Origin of the sequence: Novosphingobium sp. Gsoil 351 (genome assembly GCF_009707465.1) — a bacterium.
Taxonomy (GTDB): Bacteria; Pseudomonadota; Alphaproteobacteria; order Sphingomonadales; family Sphingomonadaceae; genus Novosphingobium.
On record NZ_CP046120.1, the window covers coordinates 266,423 to 281,388 of the forward strand.

The window sequence follows — 14,966 nt, forward strand, 5'->3', positions numbered from 1 at the left end:
CCCATGCTGTCGCCGGCCATCCTGATCCTCCTGGCCTGCGGGCTGGGGCTGGCAGGATGGCTGGCGGCGCGCTCGCGGGCCTGGGCGTTCCAGCGCACCGGCGGGCAAAAGCTGCATTCGCTGCCCGGCTATCATGGCTGGTACGTGGCGCTGTGGGCCACGGTGCCCGCGCTGCTGTTCGCGGTTGCGTGGACCACCGTCGCCCCGCAACTGGTCACCGGGCAAGTTCTGGCCAGCCCGGCGGCGTCGGCGCTTCCGCCGTTCGGAATGCAGCGCGACGTGCTGCTGACCGAGGCGCTGGCGGTCGCCGAAGGGCGCGCCGCTGGGGTCTTCAACCAGGGCGCCGCGGCGCTGGTCGAGCCTTTCCGCGATGCGCTACGGCTGTTCGGGGGCATCGGCCTGGCCGCCACACTGCTGTTGGGATTTGCGGGAGGCGCGTTCGGGTTTCTGCGGCTGCGTCCCGACTTCACCGCGCGCACCCGCGTTGAGCGCGCGGTGATGGCTGTGCTCCTGCTTGCTTCGCTGGTCGCAATCGTCACCACCGCGGGGATCGTCGCCTCGCTGCTGTTCGAGACGATCCGCTTCTTCGGCTTTGTCTCGCCGCTCGACTTCCTCTTCGGGACTCATTGGTCGCCCGATCCGATGAGCGCGCCGGGGCTGGACCAGAGCGGCAAGTTCGGCGCGGTCCCGTTGTTCTGGGGGACGATCGTGATCGGCGCGATCATCGCGATGCTGGTTGCCATCCCGCTCGGCCTCATGAGCGCGATCTACCTCACCCAATACGCTGCGCCCAACGTGCGCAAATGGATGAAGCCGCTGCTCGAGATTCTCGCGGGCGTGCCGACGGTGGTCTACGGTTACTTCGCCGCGCTGACCGTGGCCCCGGCGGTGCGCGACTTCGGTCAGGCGATCGGCATCGCCAGCGCCAGTTCCGAAAGCGCGCTCGCGGCGGGGCTGGTGATGGGGGTGATGATCATCCCGTTCGTCTCGTCGATGGCCGACGACAGCATCGCCGCGGTCCCCCAGGCGATGCGCGACGGTAGCCTGGCGATGGGTGCGACGACCTCGGAGACCATCCGCAAGGTGCTGGTTCCCGCCGCGCTGCCGGGAATCGTCGCCGGCGTGATGCTCGCGGTCAGCCGCGCGATCGGGGAGACCATGATCGTGGTCATGGCCGCGGGCGCCGCCGCGCGGCTAACCCCCAATCCGTTCCAGAGCATGACCACGGTGACCTTCCAGATCGTCGCGATGCTGACCGGCGAAGGCAGCTTCGATCACCCCGCCACGCTCAGCGCGTTCGCGTTGGGGATGGTGTTGTTCGTGGTCACGCTTACCCTCAACTTCATCGCGCTGCGCGTGGTGAAGCGATATCGTGAAGCATATGAATAAGCCTTCGCGCCTTTCCTCCGACGCGGTCGCCGCGCGCATTCGCAAGCGCTATGCGGCCGAGCGCAACTTTCGCCTGCTTGGGCTGAGCGCGGTGGTGTTCTCGGCCCTGGTGCTCGCGTTCCTGCTTTTCTCGATGACCTCGGCGGGGATCGACGGCTTCCGCCGTGCCGAGGTGCGCTTTGCGCTCGATCTTTCGGCGGAGCAGCTCCCTGTCGATCCGCGTTCGCTGGCCCAGGGCGACGCGCTGACCCAACTGCAATCGGCCGGCTTGCCCGCGATTGTCGCAACCGCCGCAAGCACGGCGCTGGGCGAAGATGGCGCCGCGCAAGTCGATGCCTCGGCCTGGCGCGAGGTGGCCGAGCGGATCGCCGATGAGCCCACGCTGCTCGGCAGCAAGATCGGCGTGTCGCTGCCGGTGACCGGCGACCTTGCCTCCGGTCTGCGCGGGGGCGGTTCGCCCGCGATGCAAGCGCTTGCCGCCCGGTTGAAACGCGAAGGCAAGCTTAGCTGGGCCTGGGACCCCGGCTTCCTCTCGCGCTCGGACGCGACCGACCCGCAGGCCGCGGGCATCTGGGCGGCACTCAAGGGTTCGATGCTGACGATGCTGGTTACGCTGCTGATGGCGTTCCCGATCGGGGTGTTGGCGGCGGTATATCTCGAGGAATACGCGCCGCGCAACGGCTGGACCGAGTGGATCGAAATCTCGATCAACAACCTCGCTGCGGTACCCTCGATCATCTTCGGCCTGCTCGGCCTTGCGGTGTTTCTCGCGATCTTTCCCAATTTCCGCTCGGCCCCGCTGATCGGCGGCATGACCCTGGCGCTGATGACGATGCCGGTGATCGTGATCTCGGCGCGCAACGCGATCAAGGCAGTACCCCCATCGATCCGCGACGGCGCGCTGGCGATCGGGGCGAGCCGCGTCCAGGTGGTGTTCCACCATGTCCTCCCGCTTGCCCTGCCCGGCATCCTCACCGGCACCATCATTGGCATGGCCCGCGCGCTGGGCGAGACCGCGCCGTTGCTCATGATCGGAATGCGCGCGTTCGTCGCGACCCCGCCCGACGGCTTCACCTCCCCCTCCAGCGTGCTCCCGGTCCAGATTTTCCTGTGGTCCGACGAGATCGACCGCGGCTTCGTTGCGCGCACATCGGCGGCGATCATCGTGCTGCTGCTGTTCCTGCTGGCGATGAACGGCGTCGCCATCTATCTGCGCAACCGCTTCGAAAGGCGTTGGTGACCATGGACGCGGTTGTGCAGACTATCGACAAATCGACCGCGCCGACCGAGGGCGACGTCAAGATTCGCGCGCGCAACGTATCGATCTACTACGGTGCCAAGCAGGCCATCGACGACGTTTCGATCGATGTCCCGAGCGAGTACGTGACCGCGTTCATCGGCCCGTCGGGCTGCGGCAAGTCGACCTTCCTGCGCGCGCTAAACCGCATGAACGACACGATTCCCTCGGCGCGGTTCGAGGGCGAGATCACGCTGGACGGCCAGGACATCTATCGTTCGGGAATGGACGTGGTGCAGTTGCGCGCGCGGGTCGGGATGGTCTTTCAAAAGCCCAACCCGTTCCCCAAGTCGATCTACGAAAACATTGCCTATGGCCCGCGCATCCACGGCCTGGCCGCGGGCAAGGCCGATCTCGACGAAATCGTCGAAAAGTCGCTGAACCGGGCGGGCCTGTGGGATGAGGTCAAGGGTCGCCTCGCCGACAGCGGTACCGCTTTGTCGGGCGGCCAGCAGCAGCGCCTGTGCATCGCCCGCGCTATCGCGGTCGATCCCGAGGTCATCCTCATGGACGAGCCGTGCTCGGCGCTCGATCCGATCGCCACCGCGCGGATCGAGGAACTGATCGACGAGCTGCGCGGGCGCTATGCGATCGTCATCGTAACCCATTCGATGCAGCAGGCCGCGCGGGTTTCGCAGCGCACCGCGTTCTTCCACCTCGGCAAGATGGTCGAATACGGCACCACCTCGGACATCTTCACCAATCCGCGCGAAGTTCGCACCAAGGATTATATCACAGGCCGATATGGCTAAGGATCAGGGTTGATGATGGAACACACCGTCAAGGCGTTCGACGAGGACATCACCCGGCTGCGCGGGCTTATCGCGGAGATGGGCGGACTCGCCGAAGTCTCGGTAAACGAGGCGATGGATGCGCTCGTGCGCGGCCAGGAAGACCTCGCGCGCACCATCGTCCTACGCGACAAGCGCATCGACGAGTTCGAGATGGAGGTCGATCGCCTGGCGATCCGCATCCTCGCCCTGCGCGCGCCGATGGCCGACGATCTGCGCGAAGTCATCGCCAGTCTCAAGATCGCGGGCGTGATCGAACGGATCGGCGACTACGCCAAGAACATCGCAAAGCGCGTCGGCCACATCGAGGGCCGCCAGCGGTTCGAACCGTTGACGCTGCTCCCGGCCATGGCCGAGGTAGCATCCGAGATGGTCCACGACGTGCTCACCGCCTACGCGGCGCGCGACGCGGAGGCCGCGCGCGAGATCGTGCTGCGCGATTCCAAGGTCGATGCCTTCTATGACAGCATCTTCCGCAACCTCGTGAGCTACATGGTCGAAAACCCGGCCACGATCAGCAGCGCCGCGCAGCTGTTGTTCGTCGCCCGCAACATCGAACGGATCGGCGACCACGCCACCAACATCGCCGAGCAGGTCTATTACGCCGCGACCGGGGAATACCTTCCCGAGCGCGAGGACGTGATCCCGCCGCGCTGAGGAAACCCTGATGGCCCCCAAGCTCCTATTGGTCGAAGACGATCCCGCGCTCGCCGAACTGCTCGAGTTCCGCTTTCAGGGCGAAGGCTACGACGTGCGCGTCACTGCCGATGGTGACGAAGCCCTGGTTCTCGCCTCCGAAGCGGTGCCCGACCTCGTGATTCTCGACTGGATGGTAGAGGGCACCAGCGGGATCGAGGTGTGCCGGCGCCTGCGCCGCGACAAGTCCACCGCGCATGTGCCGATCGTCATGTTGACCGCCCGCGGCGCCGAAGAAGACCGCATCCGCGGACTGGAAACGGGCGCGGACGACTATGTGACCAAGCCGTTCAGCCCGCGCGAGTTGATCGCCCGGGTCGCCGCGGTGCTGCGCCGGGTCCGCCCGGCACTGGCCGGCGAGACGCTGACCGTGGGCGATCTCTCGCTCGATCCGATTGCGCACAAGGTGATCCGCCGCGCCCGCAGCCTGGCGATGGGTCCGACCGAGTTCCGGCTTCTGCGGCACTTCATGGAGAGCCCCGGCCGGGTGTTTTCGCGCGGCCAACTGCTCGACGCGGTGTGGGGAACCGAAAGCGAGATCGAACTGCGTACCGTCGACGTCCATATCCGCCGCTTGCGCAAGGCGATCGAACTGGATGGCGCGCCCGATCCCGTACGGACGGTGCGTTCGGCCGGCTACGCGCTGGAGGCCGTCTGACTCCGCAGGACCGCAAAGCGCTTTCCTACACCACCTGTCATCGCCATGATCGGATGATGTTCACCTACAATCGATCCATGCCGAAGACCGGACCAAGGTCCAACGCCGACGCGAACCGGGGGTATCGAAAGGTCACGCCGCTTCATCCGATAATGTTCGAATTCCAAGAATTTAGCGGCCAAAGTCACACGTTTTCGGTGGACGTTTTCCGGTCCATTCGCCGGGTCACCTCAGGTCCCGCCAGATGACCACGGTGCTGGTGACAGGCTCAACCCGCGGGATCGGCAAGGCGATTGTCGAGGCGCTGGCGGCGCGCGGTTGCACGGTGATCGGCCACGGCTCGCGCCAGGCCGATTTTTCCGAACCATCCGCCCCGCAACAATTGTGGGAATCAGCGCTCGACCAGACTGGCGGCAAGGTCGACGTGCTGATCAACAATGCGGGGCTGTTCGCCGCCAATCCGTTGCGCGCCAGCGACATCGCTTGGCTCGATGCGTGGGAAGACACGCTGCGGATCAACCTGACCGCTGCCGCCCAGCTCAGCCGCTTCGCGGTGCGGCATTGGCACGAACGCGGGGTTGGCGGGCGGATCGTTCACATTGCCAGCCGGGCGGGGTTTCGCGGCGATTCGCCCGAACACTGGCACTACGCGGCGGCAAAGGGGGGGATGATCGCGCTGCACAAGACCATCGCGCGCGCCTATGCGGGTGATGGCATCCTAAGCTTCGCCATCGCTCCCGGGTTTACCGACACCGCGATGGCCGACGATTACCTGGCGACCCGCGGCGGTCCCGCGCTCCTTGCCGACATTCCCTTGGGACGCGTTGCGACTCCCCGCGAGATTGCGGCAATCGCGACGTTCTGCGCGCTCGACGCGCCGCCCAGCATGACCGGGACGACGATCGACGCCAACGGAGCCAGCTATGTTCGCTAGGCTGCTTGCCCTGGTCTCGTCCATCGCACTGGCGGGCTGCGCGGGCACTGGACTGTCGGCCGGGCCGATCGCACCAGGACCCGCCTCCATCGTCGAGCATTCTCTGGCGTGCGCGGGCAAGGACGGCTGGAGCGACCCGGCTCCGCCCGTGCGGATTTACGGCAACCTCTACGATGTCGGCAGTTGCGGAATCACGGTGCTGCTGTTGGCCGGCGCATCGGGCCACGTCCTCATCGACGGCGGCCCGGCGGACATTGCTCCCCAAGTGCTCGCCAACATCGACCGTTTGGGATTTGCGCCGACCGACGTTCGCTGGATCCTCTCGAGCCACGAGCATTTCGATCACGTCGCTGCGCTGGCCGAGCTCAAGCGGGCCACAGGCGCGCGCTTGGCGGCACGCGCGGCCGCAGCCACCGTATTGGCGACGGGCAAGGCCGAACCCGAGGATCCTCAAGCCGGCAGGCTGCCGGGCTTCGCACCCGTTGCCGTCGACCGGCTGATCGCCGACGGAGCTTTGATCGCGGTCGGGGATTTGCGTCTGACCGTTCACGCGACGCCGGGCCATTCGCCTGGATCGACCAGCTGGACATTCTCGGCGTGCGAAGGGCGGACCTGCCGTGACGTCGCCTATGCGGACAGCCTCACCTCGATCTCGGACGATGGCTATCGCTTCACCGATCACCCGGCCTACGTCGAGGCGTTCCGCAATTCGATCGACCGGATCGCCACCCTCCCCTGCGCGATACTGGTCACTCCGCATCCGTCGGCCAGCAGGTTGTTTGAGCGACTGGCGGGTAAGCGACCGCTGGTCGATCCCCAGGCGTGCCAACAATACGCCAAGGCGGCGGCGGACCGGCTCGACCAGCGTCTCGCGGACGAAGCCGCTGCCAAATGAGCTGGAAGCTGACCACTCACGCTCCACGTCCGGAAATCGAGGCGGCGTTGATCGCGCACGAAGATGCGATCGACTGGGATCACGACATCGTCATCGCCGGAACCGAAATCGCCGAGAATCGCCCCGAAGACTGGCGGCTCGAAGCCTGGCTGCCACGTCGCCCGACCAAGGCCGACCGGCGCGCGCTGGACGCGCTGTTCACGTTGGCCCCCGCGTGGCTGGAAGAACGCCTGCCCGACACCGATTGGGTGACGGACAGCCAGCAATACCTCGAGCCCGTCCGAGCGGGTGCGTTTCAAGTGCGCATTCCCGATCATCCGCCCTGCACCGAACCGGGGGTACGCAATTTCGTGATTCCCGCCAGCCAGGCGTTCGGCACCGGCCAACACGCCACCACCGCCGGATGCCTGGAAATGCTGAGCGCGATGAAGGCTAGCGGCATGGTCGTGCGCAATTGCGCCGACATCGGCACCGGCACCGGCCTTCTCGCCTTCGCCGCGCTGGCGCTGTGGCCCCGCGCCCTGGCAACCGCCAGCGACATCGACCGGGTCTGCGCCGACGTCATCGCCGAGAACGCGCGGCTCAACGGTGTGCGCCTCGGCGGCCGGGCGGGCGAGGTCGCGGTGGCGATCGCACCGGGTCTCGATCATCCGCTGATCCAGGCCCGCGCACCCTACGACTTGCTGGTCGCCAATATCCTGGCCCGGCCGCTGATCGATCTGATGCCCGATTTCGCCCGCGCGACCGTGCCTGGAGGGAGCCTCTTGCTGGCCGGTTTGCTGGCCACTCAGGAAGGGCAAGTGCGGCGGGCGGCGCTGCGCAACGGGTTCCGCCTGGCCCGCCGGGTCGTGCGCGGCGACTGGAGCATCCTGTGGTTGCGGCGGCGCGGATAGCGCGCACGCTGCGCACCGTGCTGGGCTGGTTTGCGCTCGCCATCGGGCTGTTCGCGCTGGCGGGATGGATCGGCTCGTCTATCCCGCGCAATCGGGGGTGGCACGAACCGTCCGCCCAGGACACCAGCGCGGTCACGATTTTCGTAGAGACCAACGGCGTCCACACGGCGCTGGTCCTACCCAAATACACCCCGCAAAAGGACTGGAGCGAGACGTTTCCGCTGAGCGATCTGGACAATCCAGCGCGTCCTTACACCCATGTTTCGGTGAGTTGGGGCGAGCGGGAGGTGTTCCTCAACACCCCCACCTGGGCCGACCTTTCGCCCTTGGCGCTGCTCCACATCGCCGGGGTTGGCGGAACGGGCCTGCTCCACGTCGCTCATTATGTCCGGCCCGCTCCCGGCGACGACATCCGCCCGTTGCGCGTCAGCACCCGGCAATACGCCGCGATTGTCCGCCGGATCGAGCAAGCGCTGCCGCCTGAGCCCGTCGGTGAGGCGCGACGGCACTATTCCGGCTACGGCGACTACGACGCTTTCTACGACGCCCGTGGCAGCTACACCGCCGCCAACACCTGCAACCAGTGGACCAGCAATACCCTGGCTGCGGCAGGCGTGAAGACCGGTGTCTGGACTCCGTTTGCCGGGGGCGTCATGAAATGGGTGCCCGCCGGATGACGGCGGCGGCCGGACCGGTACTATGCCGCGCGGTCAAGCGGCTTGAGCAGCGGGTAAAGCTCCCGGTCCTCGCGCTCGATCCGCTCTACGAGCAGGTCGGTGATCACGCGCGTCTCGTGGCAGAACGCGGTCCAATTGCCGATGACCGACCGCGGCATCCATCGCTCACAATAATCCAGAAAAGTGCGCGCCAAACTGCCCATCTCGGCGTTGAACCGGCGCGCGACCTCGACGAGGGCGGGGTCGCCGCTATCGAGCAACCCCGGATACATCAGCCAGTCTTCCGCTTGCAGATGCGTGATAACGGCGGTCGCCAACTCGTTGCGGAGCGCTTGCAGCGCACCACTCTCGGGAGGCGTATCGAGCGCGACCACCGCGCGCAGGCGCTGGACGATCTCGACCAGCTCGGCATGCTCGTCTTGCAATTTCGCCAACGGCAACATCGTTTTCTCCCCGAAACGCTGCGATTACGACCGAATTCTGAAGCGGACTTTAATCATCGATGCGTAGAACGCCGTTCGCCGAAGCGGCTGCGGCGTCAAAGATTGGTCGGTCGATCACAGGCCCGAGCCAGCCGGCAAGGCTCCAGCGCAGGACGACAAGACTTGCAGTCAGGCGGTCTTCATGCATTATGCTGCAATGCACAACGAAACTTCTCCGACCCCAACCATCGATCCTCGCCTGGTCCTGTTCGAGGCCATCGCCCGCAAGCGTACGGTCACGGCCGAATACAACGGCGTCCAGATGCGGCTGGCGCCGCACATCCTGTTCGAGCGCCGCGGCGACCTGTTCCTCAGCGCCCTGAATATGTCGAAGAACTGGCGCTCGGACGACGAGAAGCATCTCGGCCACTTCAAGCTGGATGGGCTGGGCGAAACCAGGCTGACCGAGGAAGGCTTCGATCCGCTTCCGTCGTTCGTACCCGTCACCCCGCAGCCCGACGACAGGCTGGTGCTGGCGATCTGACCCGCTATCCCGCGGCGCGAACGATCTGTCCCCAGGCCGCCTCGTCGATCACTTCGATCCCGAGGGCTGCGGCTTGCTTGAGCTTGCTCCCTGCGCCCGGTCCCGCGACCACCAGATCGGTCTTGGCGCTGACCGATCCCGCTGCACGCGCCCCCAGCCGCTCGGCCTGCGCCTTGGCTTCGTCGCGGCTCATGGTTTCGAGCTTGCCGGTGAACACGACAGTCTTGCCCGCGACGGCGCTTGCGCGTGTCTCCACGACGTATGGCGGCGGATCGAGTTCGTTGAGCAAGTCGTCCCACACCGCCAGGTTGTGCGGCTCGTGGAAGAAGTCGCCAAGAGCCTCGACCACCACCGGCCCAACGCCTTCGATGCCGATCAGCTCTTCGCGCGCCTCGGCGTCTCCCCGGTGCGCCAGCTCGGCGACCTCGCGCAACCGTGGCAGGGTGGCGAACCGCTTCATCAAATCGCGCGCGGTAACCGCTCCGACATGGCGGATGCCCAGTCCGAAAAGCAGTCGCGCGGCGTCGGGAGAACGCTTCGCGGCGATCGCCGCCAACAGGTTGTCCACAGACTTGTCCTGCCAGCCCTCGCGTTCGAGGATCGCGGCGCGGCGCTGGTGCAGGCGGAAGATGTCCGCCGGATTTTCCAGCCAGCCCTGGGCGAAGAATTCCGCTATCGTCTTCTCCCCCAGCCCCTCGATATCGAGCGCGGCGCGGCTGACGAAGTGGCGCAGGCGCTCGGTGCGTTGCGCCGGGCAAATCAGGCCACCGGTGCAGCGGACATCAACCTCGCCGTCCTCGGCCACCGCCTCGCTGCCGCAATCGGGGCAATGATCGGGGAACACATAAGCCTCGCGCGGCACCTCGCGGGTCAGGTTTTCGACCACTTGCGGGATCACGTCGCCGGCGCGCTGAATCACGATCCGGTCGCCGATGCGCAGGCCCAGACGGCCGATCTCGTCGCGGTTGTGGAGCGTGACGTTGAACACTGTGACCCCGCCGACGAGCACGCCGGAAAGCCTGCCGACCGGGGTCAGCTTGCCGGTGCGCCCGACCTGAATATCGATCGCTTCGAGCGTGGTTTCGGCCCGCTCCGCCGGAAACTTGTGCGCCAAGCCCCAGCGCGGCGCCTTCCCGACACTGCCAAGCCGCGCTTGCCAGTCGAGCCGGTCGATCTTGTAGACCACCCCGTCGATGTCATAAGGCAACGCCGCCCGCCGCTCGCCGATCCCGCGATAGTGCGCCAGCATTTGCTCGAGCGAGGTGCAGCGCACGAGATCGGGCGAAACCGGCACGCCCCATCCGGCAATCAATCCCATCATCTCGAACTGGCTCGTCCCCGGTACTTCGCTCGCCGCGCCCCAGCCATGCGCAAGAAAGCGCAAGGGGCGGGCCGCGGTGACGCTTGCGTCCTTTTGGCGCAGCGATCCGGCCGCAGCATTGCGCGGGGTCGCAAACAGCCGGGCCTCGGCCTTTTGCTGCGCCGCATTGAGTGCGGTAAAGTCTTGTTTCGACATGTAAACTTCGCCGCGAATTTCGAACACCGTCGGTACGCTTCCATGCAGCATTTGCGGGATGTCGGCGACATGCGCGACGTTGGGTGTCACGTCTTCACCGACCTCCCCGTCGCCACGCGTCGCCGCCCGCACCAGCTTTCCGTGCTCGTAGCGCAGCGAACACGACAGGCCGTCGATCTTGTCTTCTGCGGTTACCGCGATTTCCACATTCTCGGGCAGCGCCAGGAACCGCCGTACGCGCGCAATAAACTCCGCCACCTCTTCCGCGGCGAACGCGTTGTCGAGGCTCATCATCCGGACTTCGTGCCGCACCTTGGCAAGGGGGAAGCGGCAACCTCGTGCCCGACCTTGCGATTGGGACTGTCGCTGCGAACCAGGTGCGGGAATGCGGCCTCCAGCTCGGCGTTGCGGCGCACCAGGGCGTCGTACTCGGCGTCGCTAATCTCGGGCGCATCTTGCGCATGATACAGCTTGTCGTGTCGCGCAATCTCACGCGCGAGCCGCATGAGTTCGTTGGCGACGTCCGCCTCGCTCATGCGCGCACCAATACGGTCAGCGCCATAGTCCGCCGGGCGCGGAAACCGAGAGTTTCATAAAGGCGGATCGCCCCGGCGTTGTCCGAATAACTGTGAAGAAACGGCGTTTCGCCGCGCGAGACGAACCCCCGGATCACCCTGCGGATCAGAGCCGCGGCCATACCTTGGCCGCGGAATTCAGGCCAAGTGCAGACCGCGCTGACTTCGGCAAAACCGCCCGCCCGCATCCGCTCGCCGGCCATGGCGGCAAGCCGTCCGTCGACCCGGATTCCGAAGAAGGCGCCATAACGGTGGGTCAGAGGCGCCCATGGGCCGGGCTCGGTTGCAAGCGCAAGCGCTGCCATTTCGGTTGCGTCGCCATCGTCGAGCAGTTCCACCCTCGGATCGTCGCCGCCAGCGTGCACGGGCCGTTCAGCGACCATCTGCAGAAGTTCGCCACTGCGATCCAGTCGTAGCGAGGGTGGAATCGGCCAAGGATCGGGCTCGACAACCGCGATCGCCACATCCGGTTCGGGCAACAGCGCCGCCAAGTCCGCCTGCGAGGCGTCGGTCGTATCGCGCGCTGCTGCGAACGGACCGTATGCGGGATCGATCCGCACTGCTCCACCGTTCCTCCACGCCATGTGCGCCAGTGGGCCAGTGACACACGACCACACCGGACGATCTAGCGGATGACCGGTCATGCGTTCTCCAGCAGGCGGTCCGCCTGGGCACGGGCCTCCGAGGTGATTTCCGCGCCCGATAGCATGCGCGCGATTTCTTCCTTGCGGCCCCCGGCGTCGAGCCGGGCCACGCCGGTGCGCGTAACCATGCCTTCGGACGCCTTAGCGATGAAATAGTGCGCTTCTCCCCGCGCAGCGACCTGCGGGCTGTGGGTGACGACCAGCAATTGTCCGCCGAAAGCCAATCGCGCCAGGCGCTCGCCGATCGCGCTCGCCACTGCGCCGCCCACGCCGCGGTCGATTTCGTCAAAGATCACCGTGGCCGCGCCGCCGGCCTCGGCCAGCGCGACCTTGAGCGCAAGGATGAATCGGCTGAGTTCGCCACCGCTGGCGATCTTGGCGAGCGGGCCGAAGTCGGCTCCCGGGTTGGTCGCGATGAGGAATTCGACCGTGTCGATCCCATGCGGCCCCCATCGATCTTCGGGCAGTTCACTGACCGCGGTGCGGAAGCGCGCCGCATCGAGCTTGAGTGGCGCCAATTCCAGCGCCACCGCCGCGTCGAGCTGTATGGCTGCGGCAATGCGGTTGGCGTGAAGCGCCTCGGCGTGGGTGCGATAGGTCTGTTGCGCTATGCTCGCGGCCGCTTCGAGTTCCGCTATGCGCTCCTCGCCTGCCTCGATCGCGTCAAGCGCGGCGCGCAATTCGGCGGCCTTGCCGGGCAATGCATCGACCGCCACCGCATGCTTGCGCGCCACCGCCCGCAGTTCAAACAGGCGCGTCTCGATCCGGTCGAGCCGGTCGGGATCGTGGGTCAGTGCTTCGGCGGCGCGGGCCAGTTTGTCCTCCGCCTCGCCCGCCTCGATCACCGCTCGATCGAGCGCGGCCAGCGCCTCGCCCAGCAACGGATGCTCGACTGCGATCCGGTCGAGCCGCCGGGCCGCCCCGCGCAAGCTCGCCAGCGCGGAATCTGATCCGGCCCACAAATGCTGGAGTTCCGCGAGATCGCCCGCCAGACGCTCGCCTTTCTGCATATCGGTTCGTGCTGAGGCGAGTTCCTCTTCCTCACCTACCACCGGCGCCAGCGTGGTCAGCTCGGCAAGATGCGCCAGCCACAGGTCGCGGTCGTCAGACGAGCGTCGTTCAGCTGCGCGGGCGGAATCAAGCGCATCTTCGGCCACGCGCCACTCGCGCCACGCCGCCTCGGTCGCGGCGACATCGCCGCGGCCGTAGCGATCCAGCAAGGACCGATGGCCGCGCGGATTGGTCAGACCGCGATCGTCGTGCTGGCCGTGGACTTCGACCAGGTGCCGCGCCAATTCGCGCAGCAGCGCGGCGCCAACCGGCTGATCGTTGACGAACGCCTTCGACCCCCCGTCTGCGCGCAGGCGGCGGCGGATCAGCAGCGGTTCGCCCGGCTCGATCTCGATTCCCGCTTCGTCCAGCGCGCCTCGCACACCGTCGGGCAGGCGGTCGAACTCGAAGGTGGCGGCTACGCTCGCCTGATCGGTCCCGGCGCGGATCAGGCCGCTTTCCGCTCGCTCGCCCAGCGCCAGGCCCAATGCGTCGAGCAGGATCGACTTGCCCGCCCCGGTTTCCCCGGTGAGGACCCCCAGCCCCCCGCCGAACGTCAGTTCGAGCGCTTCGATCAGAACGATGTTGCGGATGGAGAGCGCGGTCAGCATGGCGTGGCGTTCGCTCTAGCCGATACGATGCGCGGCGTCAGGCGGCTTCTTCGGCAAAGGGTGCTTCGAGTGCGATTGGATCGGCCAGAGACATCCGGTCGAGCATCTCGGCGGTGGCGTCGCGCAAGGTCAGCATCAACCCGCGTAGACGGCACTTGGCCTCGGGCAGGCAGTTCTCGCAGTGCTCGTGCGCGTTGCGCGCGGCGCACGGAACCAGCGCCAGGCTGCCGCGGGTCAGCCGGATGAGGTCGCCATAGCGGATGTCGACGGGAGACAAGGCAAGCTCGTAACCGCCATCGCGTCCACGGTGCGAGAGCAGCAGACCCTCACGGGTCATTTCGGCCATGATGACCGTCAGGAACTTACGCGGGATGTTCTGCGCCTCGGCGATGTCCTGCAGCCGCACCGGCCCCTGACCCCAGCGGTCAGCAAGGTGCTGGAAGGCGCGGATCGTATAGCGTGTTTTCTGCGACAGCATGGGAGAAGCGCAGCAAAGCGCCGCTGCTCCCGCAATGTCAACCGGCAAGCTAGTCTATCAGACGGCCTGCGTTCCCGGGGCGTGCTTATTCATCAATTTGAACGCCTTCTGGTACCATTCGTCGCCCGGGTAGTTTGCGCCGAGCACGGCAGCGGCCTTCTGCGCTTCCTCGGGAATGCCCAGCGCGAGATAGGTTTCGACCAGGCGATAGAGTGCTTCGGGCGTGTGGCTGGTCTGCTGATACTTTTCGGTGACGGTGCGGAAACGCAGCGAGGCCGCGAGCCATTTGCCGCTGCGCTCGTAGAATCGTCCGATCTCCATCTCCTTGCCGGCGAGGTGATCGTTGACGAGGTCGATCTTGAGCTTGGCGTCCCCGGCATAAGTCGTGTTGGGATAGCGGCGTACGACTTCCGTCAGCGTCTCCAGTGCCTGCTGGGTGATCTTCTGGTCGCGTGTGACGTCGCTGATTTGTTCGTAATAACTGAGCGCGATCAGGTAATAGGCGTAAGGCGCGTCCTTGTTGCCCGGATGGATCTGAAGGAAGCGCTGCGCCGACTGCACCGACTTGGGATAATCGCGATCGATGTAGTACGAAAAGGCGCTCATCAACTGCGCGCGGCGGGCCCAGGGTGAATAGGGATGCTGGCGCTCGACCTCATCGAACAGCGCGGCGGCTTCCTTGGCGCGGCCGCGGTCGAGCCGCTCTTTGGCCACGAGATAAAGCGTGTCGACATCGCGCGCGACATAGGCGGTGTCCTTGGGCTTGCCTCCGCCGGCGCACCCGGCGGTAACTGCGAGGCCGCTGGCGGCGATGGCGAGGACGGCGATGCGGAGGGGCGAGATGGCGTGCATGGGCCGCGCTATAGCCAGCACCGCGGTGAACGCCAAGTGAAGTG

The 14,966-nt window shown here is 66.3% G+C and carries 15 protein-coding genes and 1 pseudogene; 10 read left to right on the forward strand and 6 right to left on the reverse strand.

All coding sequences use genetic code 11. The features are described from left to right. Positions 1 to 3 precede the first annotated feature (3 nt). The 9 genes from pstC (at position 4) to GKE62_RS01340 (ending at position 8,230) form a co-directional block, all read left to right on the forward strand. Positions 4 to 1,389: a phosphate ABC transporter permease subunit PstC gene (pstC, locus tag GKE62_RS01300; RefSeq protein WP_154690674.1), complete on the forward strand. Its 1,386-nt coding sequence runs from the start codon at positions 4 to 6 to the stop codon at positions 1,387 to 1,389. Beyond that, positions 1,382 to 2,629, forward strand: a complete 1,248-nt coding sequence (pstA, locus tag GKE62_RS01305; protein ID WP_154690675.1) for a phosphate ABC transporter permease PstA — start codon at positions 1,382 to 1,384, stop codon at positions 2,627 to 2,629. The genes pstC and pstA overlap by 8 nt, the downstream gene beginning before the upstream one ends. Next, complete coding sequence (pstB, locus tag GKE62_RS01310) at positions 2,623 to 3,438, forward strand: phosphate ABC transporter ATP-binding protein PstB (protein WP_370516041.1); 816 nt, start codon at positions 2,623 to 2,625, stop codon at positions 3,436 to 3,438. The genes pstA and pstB overlap by 7 nt, the downstream gene beginning before the upstream one ends. Positions 3,439 to 3,450: 12 nt before the next feature. Further along, the gene (phoU, locus tag GKE62_RS01315; protein WP_195908549.1) at positions 3,451 to 4,134 is read left to right on the forward strand and encodes a phosphate signaling complex protein PhoU; all 684 of its coding nucleotides are present in this window, start codon (positions 3,451 to 3,453) and stop codon (positions 4,132 to 4,134) included. Between the two features lie 7 nt (positions 4,135 to 4,141). Next, positions 4,142 to 4,831, forward strand: a complete 690-nt coding sequence (phoB, locus tag GKE62_RS01320; RefSeq protein ID WP_154690678.1) for a phosphate regulon transcriptional regulator PhoB — start codon at positions 4,142 to 4,144, stop codon at positions 4,829 to 4,831. 244 nt (positions 4,832 to 5,075) lie between these two features. Then, positions 5,076 to 5,765, forward strand: a complete 690-nt coding sequence (locus tag GKE62_RS01325; RefSeq protein ID WP_154690679.1) for an SDR family NAD(P)-dependent oxidoreductase — start codon at positions 5,076 to 5,078, stop codon at positions 5,763 to 5,765. Next, positions 5,755 to 6,660, forward strand: a complete 906-nt coding sequence (bla, locus tag GKE62_RS01330) for a subclass B3 metallo-beta-lactamase (protein ID WP_154690680.1) — start codon at positions 5,755 to 5,757, stop codon at positions 6,658 to 6,660. The genes GKE62_RS01325 and bla overlap by 11 nt, the downstream gene beginning before the upstream one ends. After that, on the forward strand, positions 6,657 to 7,553 hold the full coding sequence (locus tag GKE62_RS01335) for a 50S ribosomal protein L11 methyltransferase (protein WP_154690681.1): 897 nt from the start codon (positions 6,657 to 6,659) through the stop codon (positions 7,551 to 7,553). The genes bla and GKE62_RS01335 overlap by 4 nt, the downstream gene beginning before the upstream one ends. Beyond that, complete coding sequence (locus GKE62_RS01340) at positions 7,532 to 8,230, forward strand: DUF2459 domain-containing protein (RefSeq protein WP_230206844.1); 699 nt, start codon at positions 7,532 to 7,534, stop codon at positions 8,228 to 8,230. Before GKE62_RS01335 ends, GKE62_RS01340 begins: the two co-directional genes overlap by 22 nt. Before the next feature lie 20 nt (positions 8,231 to 8,250). On the opposite strand, the gene GKE62_RS01345 is transcribed toward GKE62_RS01340, so the two are convergent. After that, on the reverse strand, positions 8,251 to 8,664 hold the full coding sequence (locus GKE62_RS01345) for a hemerythrin domain-containing protein (protein WP_195908550.1): 414 nt from the start codon (positions 8,662 to 8,664) through the stop codon (positions 8,251 to 8,253). Between the two features lie 190 nt (positions 8,665 to 8,854). On the opposite strand from GKE62_RS01345, the gene GKE62_RS01350 reads away from it, so the two are divergent. Beyond that, a complete protein-coding gene (locus GKE62_RS01350) occupies positions 8,855 to 9,196 on the forward strand; it encodes a hypothetical protein (protein WP_230206845.1) in 342 nt (113 codons plus the stop codon). A gap of 4 nt (positions 9,197 to 9,200) precedes the next feature. Here GKE62_RS01350 and ligA read toward each other — a convergent pair. The 5 genes and pseudogenes from ligA to GKE62_RS01375 form a co-directional block, all read right to left on the reverse strand. Then, positions 9,201 to 11,248 (reverse strand): annotated as a pseudogene (gene ligA / locus GKE62_RS01355) (NAD-dependent DNA ligase LigA). Next, positions 11,245 to 11,931, reverse strand: a complete 687-nt coding sequence (locus GKE62_RS01360; protein WP_154690683.1) for a GNAT family N-acetyltransferase — start codon at positions 11,929 to 11,931, stop codon at positions 11,245 to 11,247. The pseudogene ligA and the gene GKE62_RS01360 overlap by 4 nt, the downstream one beginning before the upstream one ends. Beyond that, on the reverse strand, positions 11,928 to 13,592 hold the full coding sequence (recN, locus tag GKE62_RS01365) for a DNA repair protein RecN (RefSeq protein ID WP_154690684.1): 1,665 nt from the start codon (positions 13,590 to 13,592) through the stop codon (positions 11,928 to 11,930). Before recN ends, GKE62_RS01360 begins: the two co-directional genes overlap by 4 nt. 37 nt (positions 13,593 to 13,629) lie before the next feature. Next, entirely contained in the window at positions 13,630 to 14,070 is a 441-nt protein-coding gene (locus GKE62_RS01370) for an Rrf2 family transcriptional regulator (RefSeq protein WP_154690685.1), read from the reverse strand. 57 nt (positions 14,071 to 14,127) lie between these two features. Next, positions 14,128 to 14,922 carry an outer membrane protein assembly factor BamD gene (locus tag GKE62_RS01375; RefSeq protein WP_154690686.1) on the reverse strand — a complete coding sequence of 265 codons (795 nt, stop codon included), beginning with the start codon at positions 14,920 to 14,922 and terminating at the stop codon, positions 14,128 to 14,130. Between the last annotated feature and the right edge of the window lie 44 nt (positions 14,923 to 14,966).

Coding starts and splice junctions, on each gene's coding strand:
- bla (WP_154690680.1), top strand. CDS start 5,755: ATGTTCGCTAGGCTGCTTGCCCTGGTCTCGTCCATCGCACTGGCGGGC.
- GKE62_RS01335 (WP_154690681.1), top strand. CDS start 6,657: ATGAGCTGGAAGCTGACCACTCACGCTCCACGTCCGGAAATCGAGGCG.
- phoU (WP_195908549.1), top strand. CDS start 3,451: ATGATGGAACACACCGTCAAGGCGTTCGACGAGGACATCACCCGGCTG.
- GKE62_RS01375 (WP_154690686.1), bottom strand. CDS start 14,922: ATGCACGCCATCTCGCCCCTCCGCATCGCCGTCCTCGCCATCGCCGCC.
- GKE62_RS01350 (WP_230206845.1), top strand. CDS start 8,855: ATGCATTATGCTGCAATGCACAACGAAACTTCTCCGACCCCAACCATC.
- pstC (WP_154690674.1), top strand. CDS start 4: ATGCTGTCGCCGGCCATCCTGATCCTCCTGGCCTGCGGGCTGGGGCTG.
- GKE62_RS01360 (WP_154690683.1), bottom strand. CDS start 11,931: ATGACCGGTCATCCGCTAGATCGTCCGGTGTGGTCGTGTGTCACTGGC.
- pstA (WP_154690675.1), top strand. CDS start 1,382: ATGAATAAGCCTTCGCGCCTTTCCTCCGACGCGGTCGCCGCGCGCATT.
- GKE62_RS01325 (WP_154690679.1), top strand. CDS start 5,076: ATGACCACGGTGCTGGTGACAGGCTCAACCCGCGGGATCGGCAAGGCG.
- GKE62_RS01370 (WP_154690685.1), bottom strand. CDS start 14,070: ATGCTGTCGCAGAAAACACGCTATACGATCCGCGCCTTCCAGCACCTT.
- recN (WP_154690684.1), bottom strand. CDS start 13,592: ATGCTGACCGCGCTCTCCATCCGCAACATCGTTCTGATCGAAGCGCTC.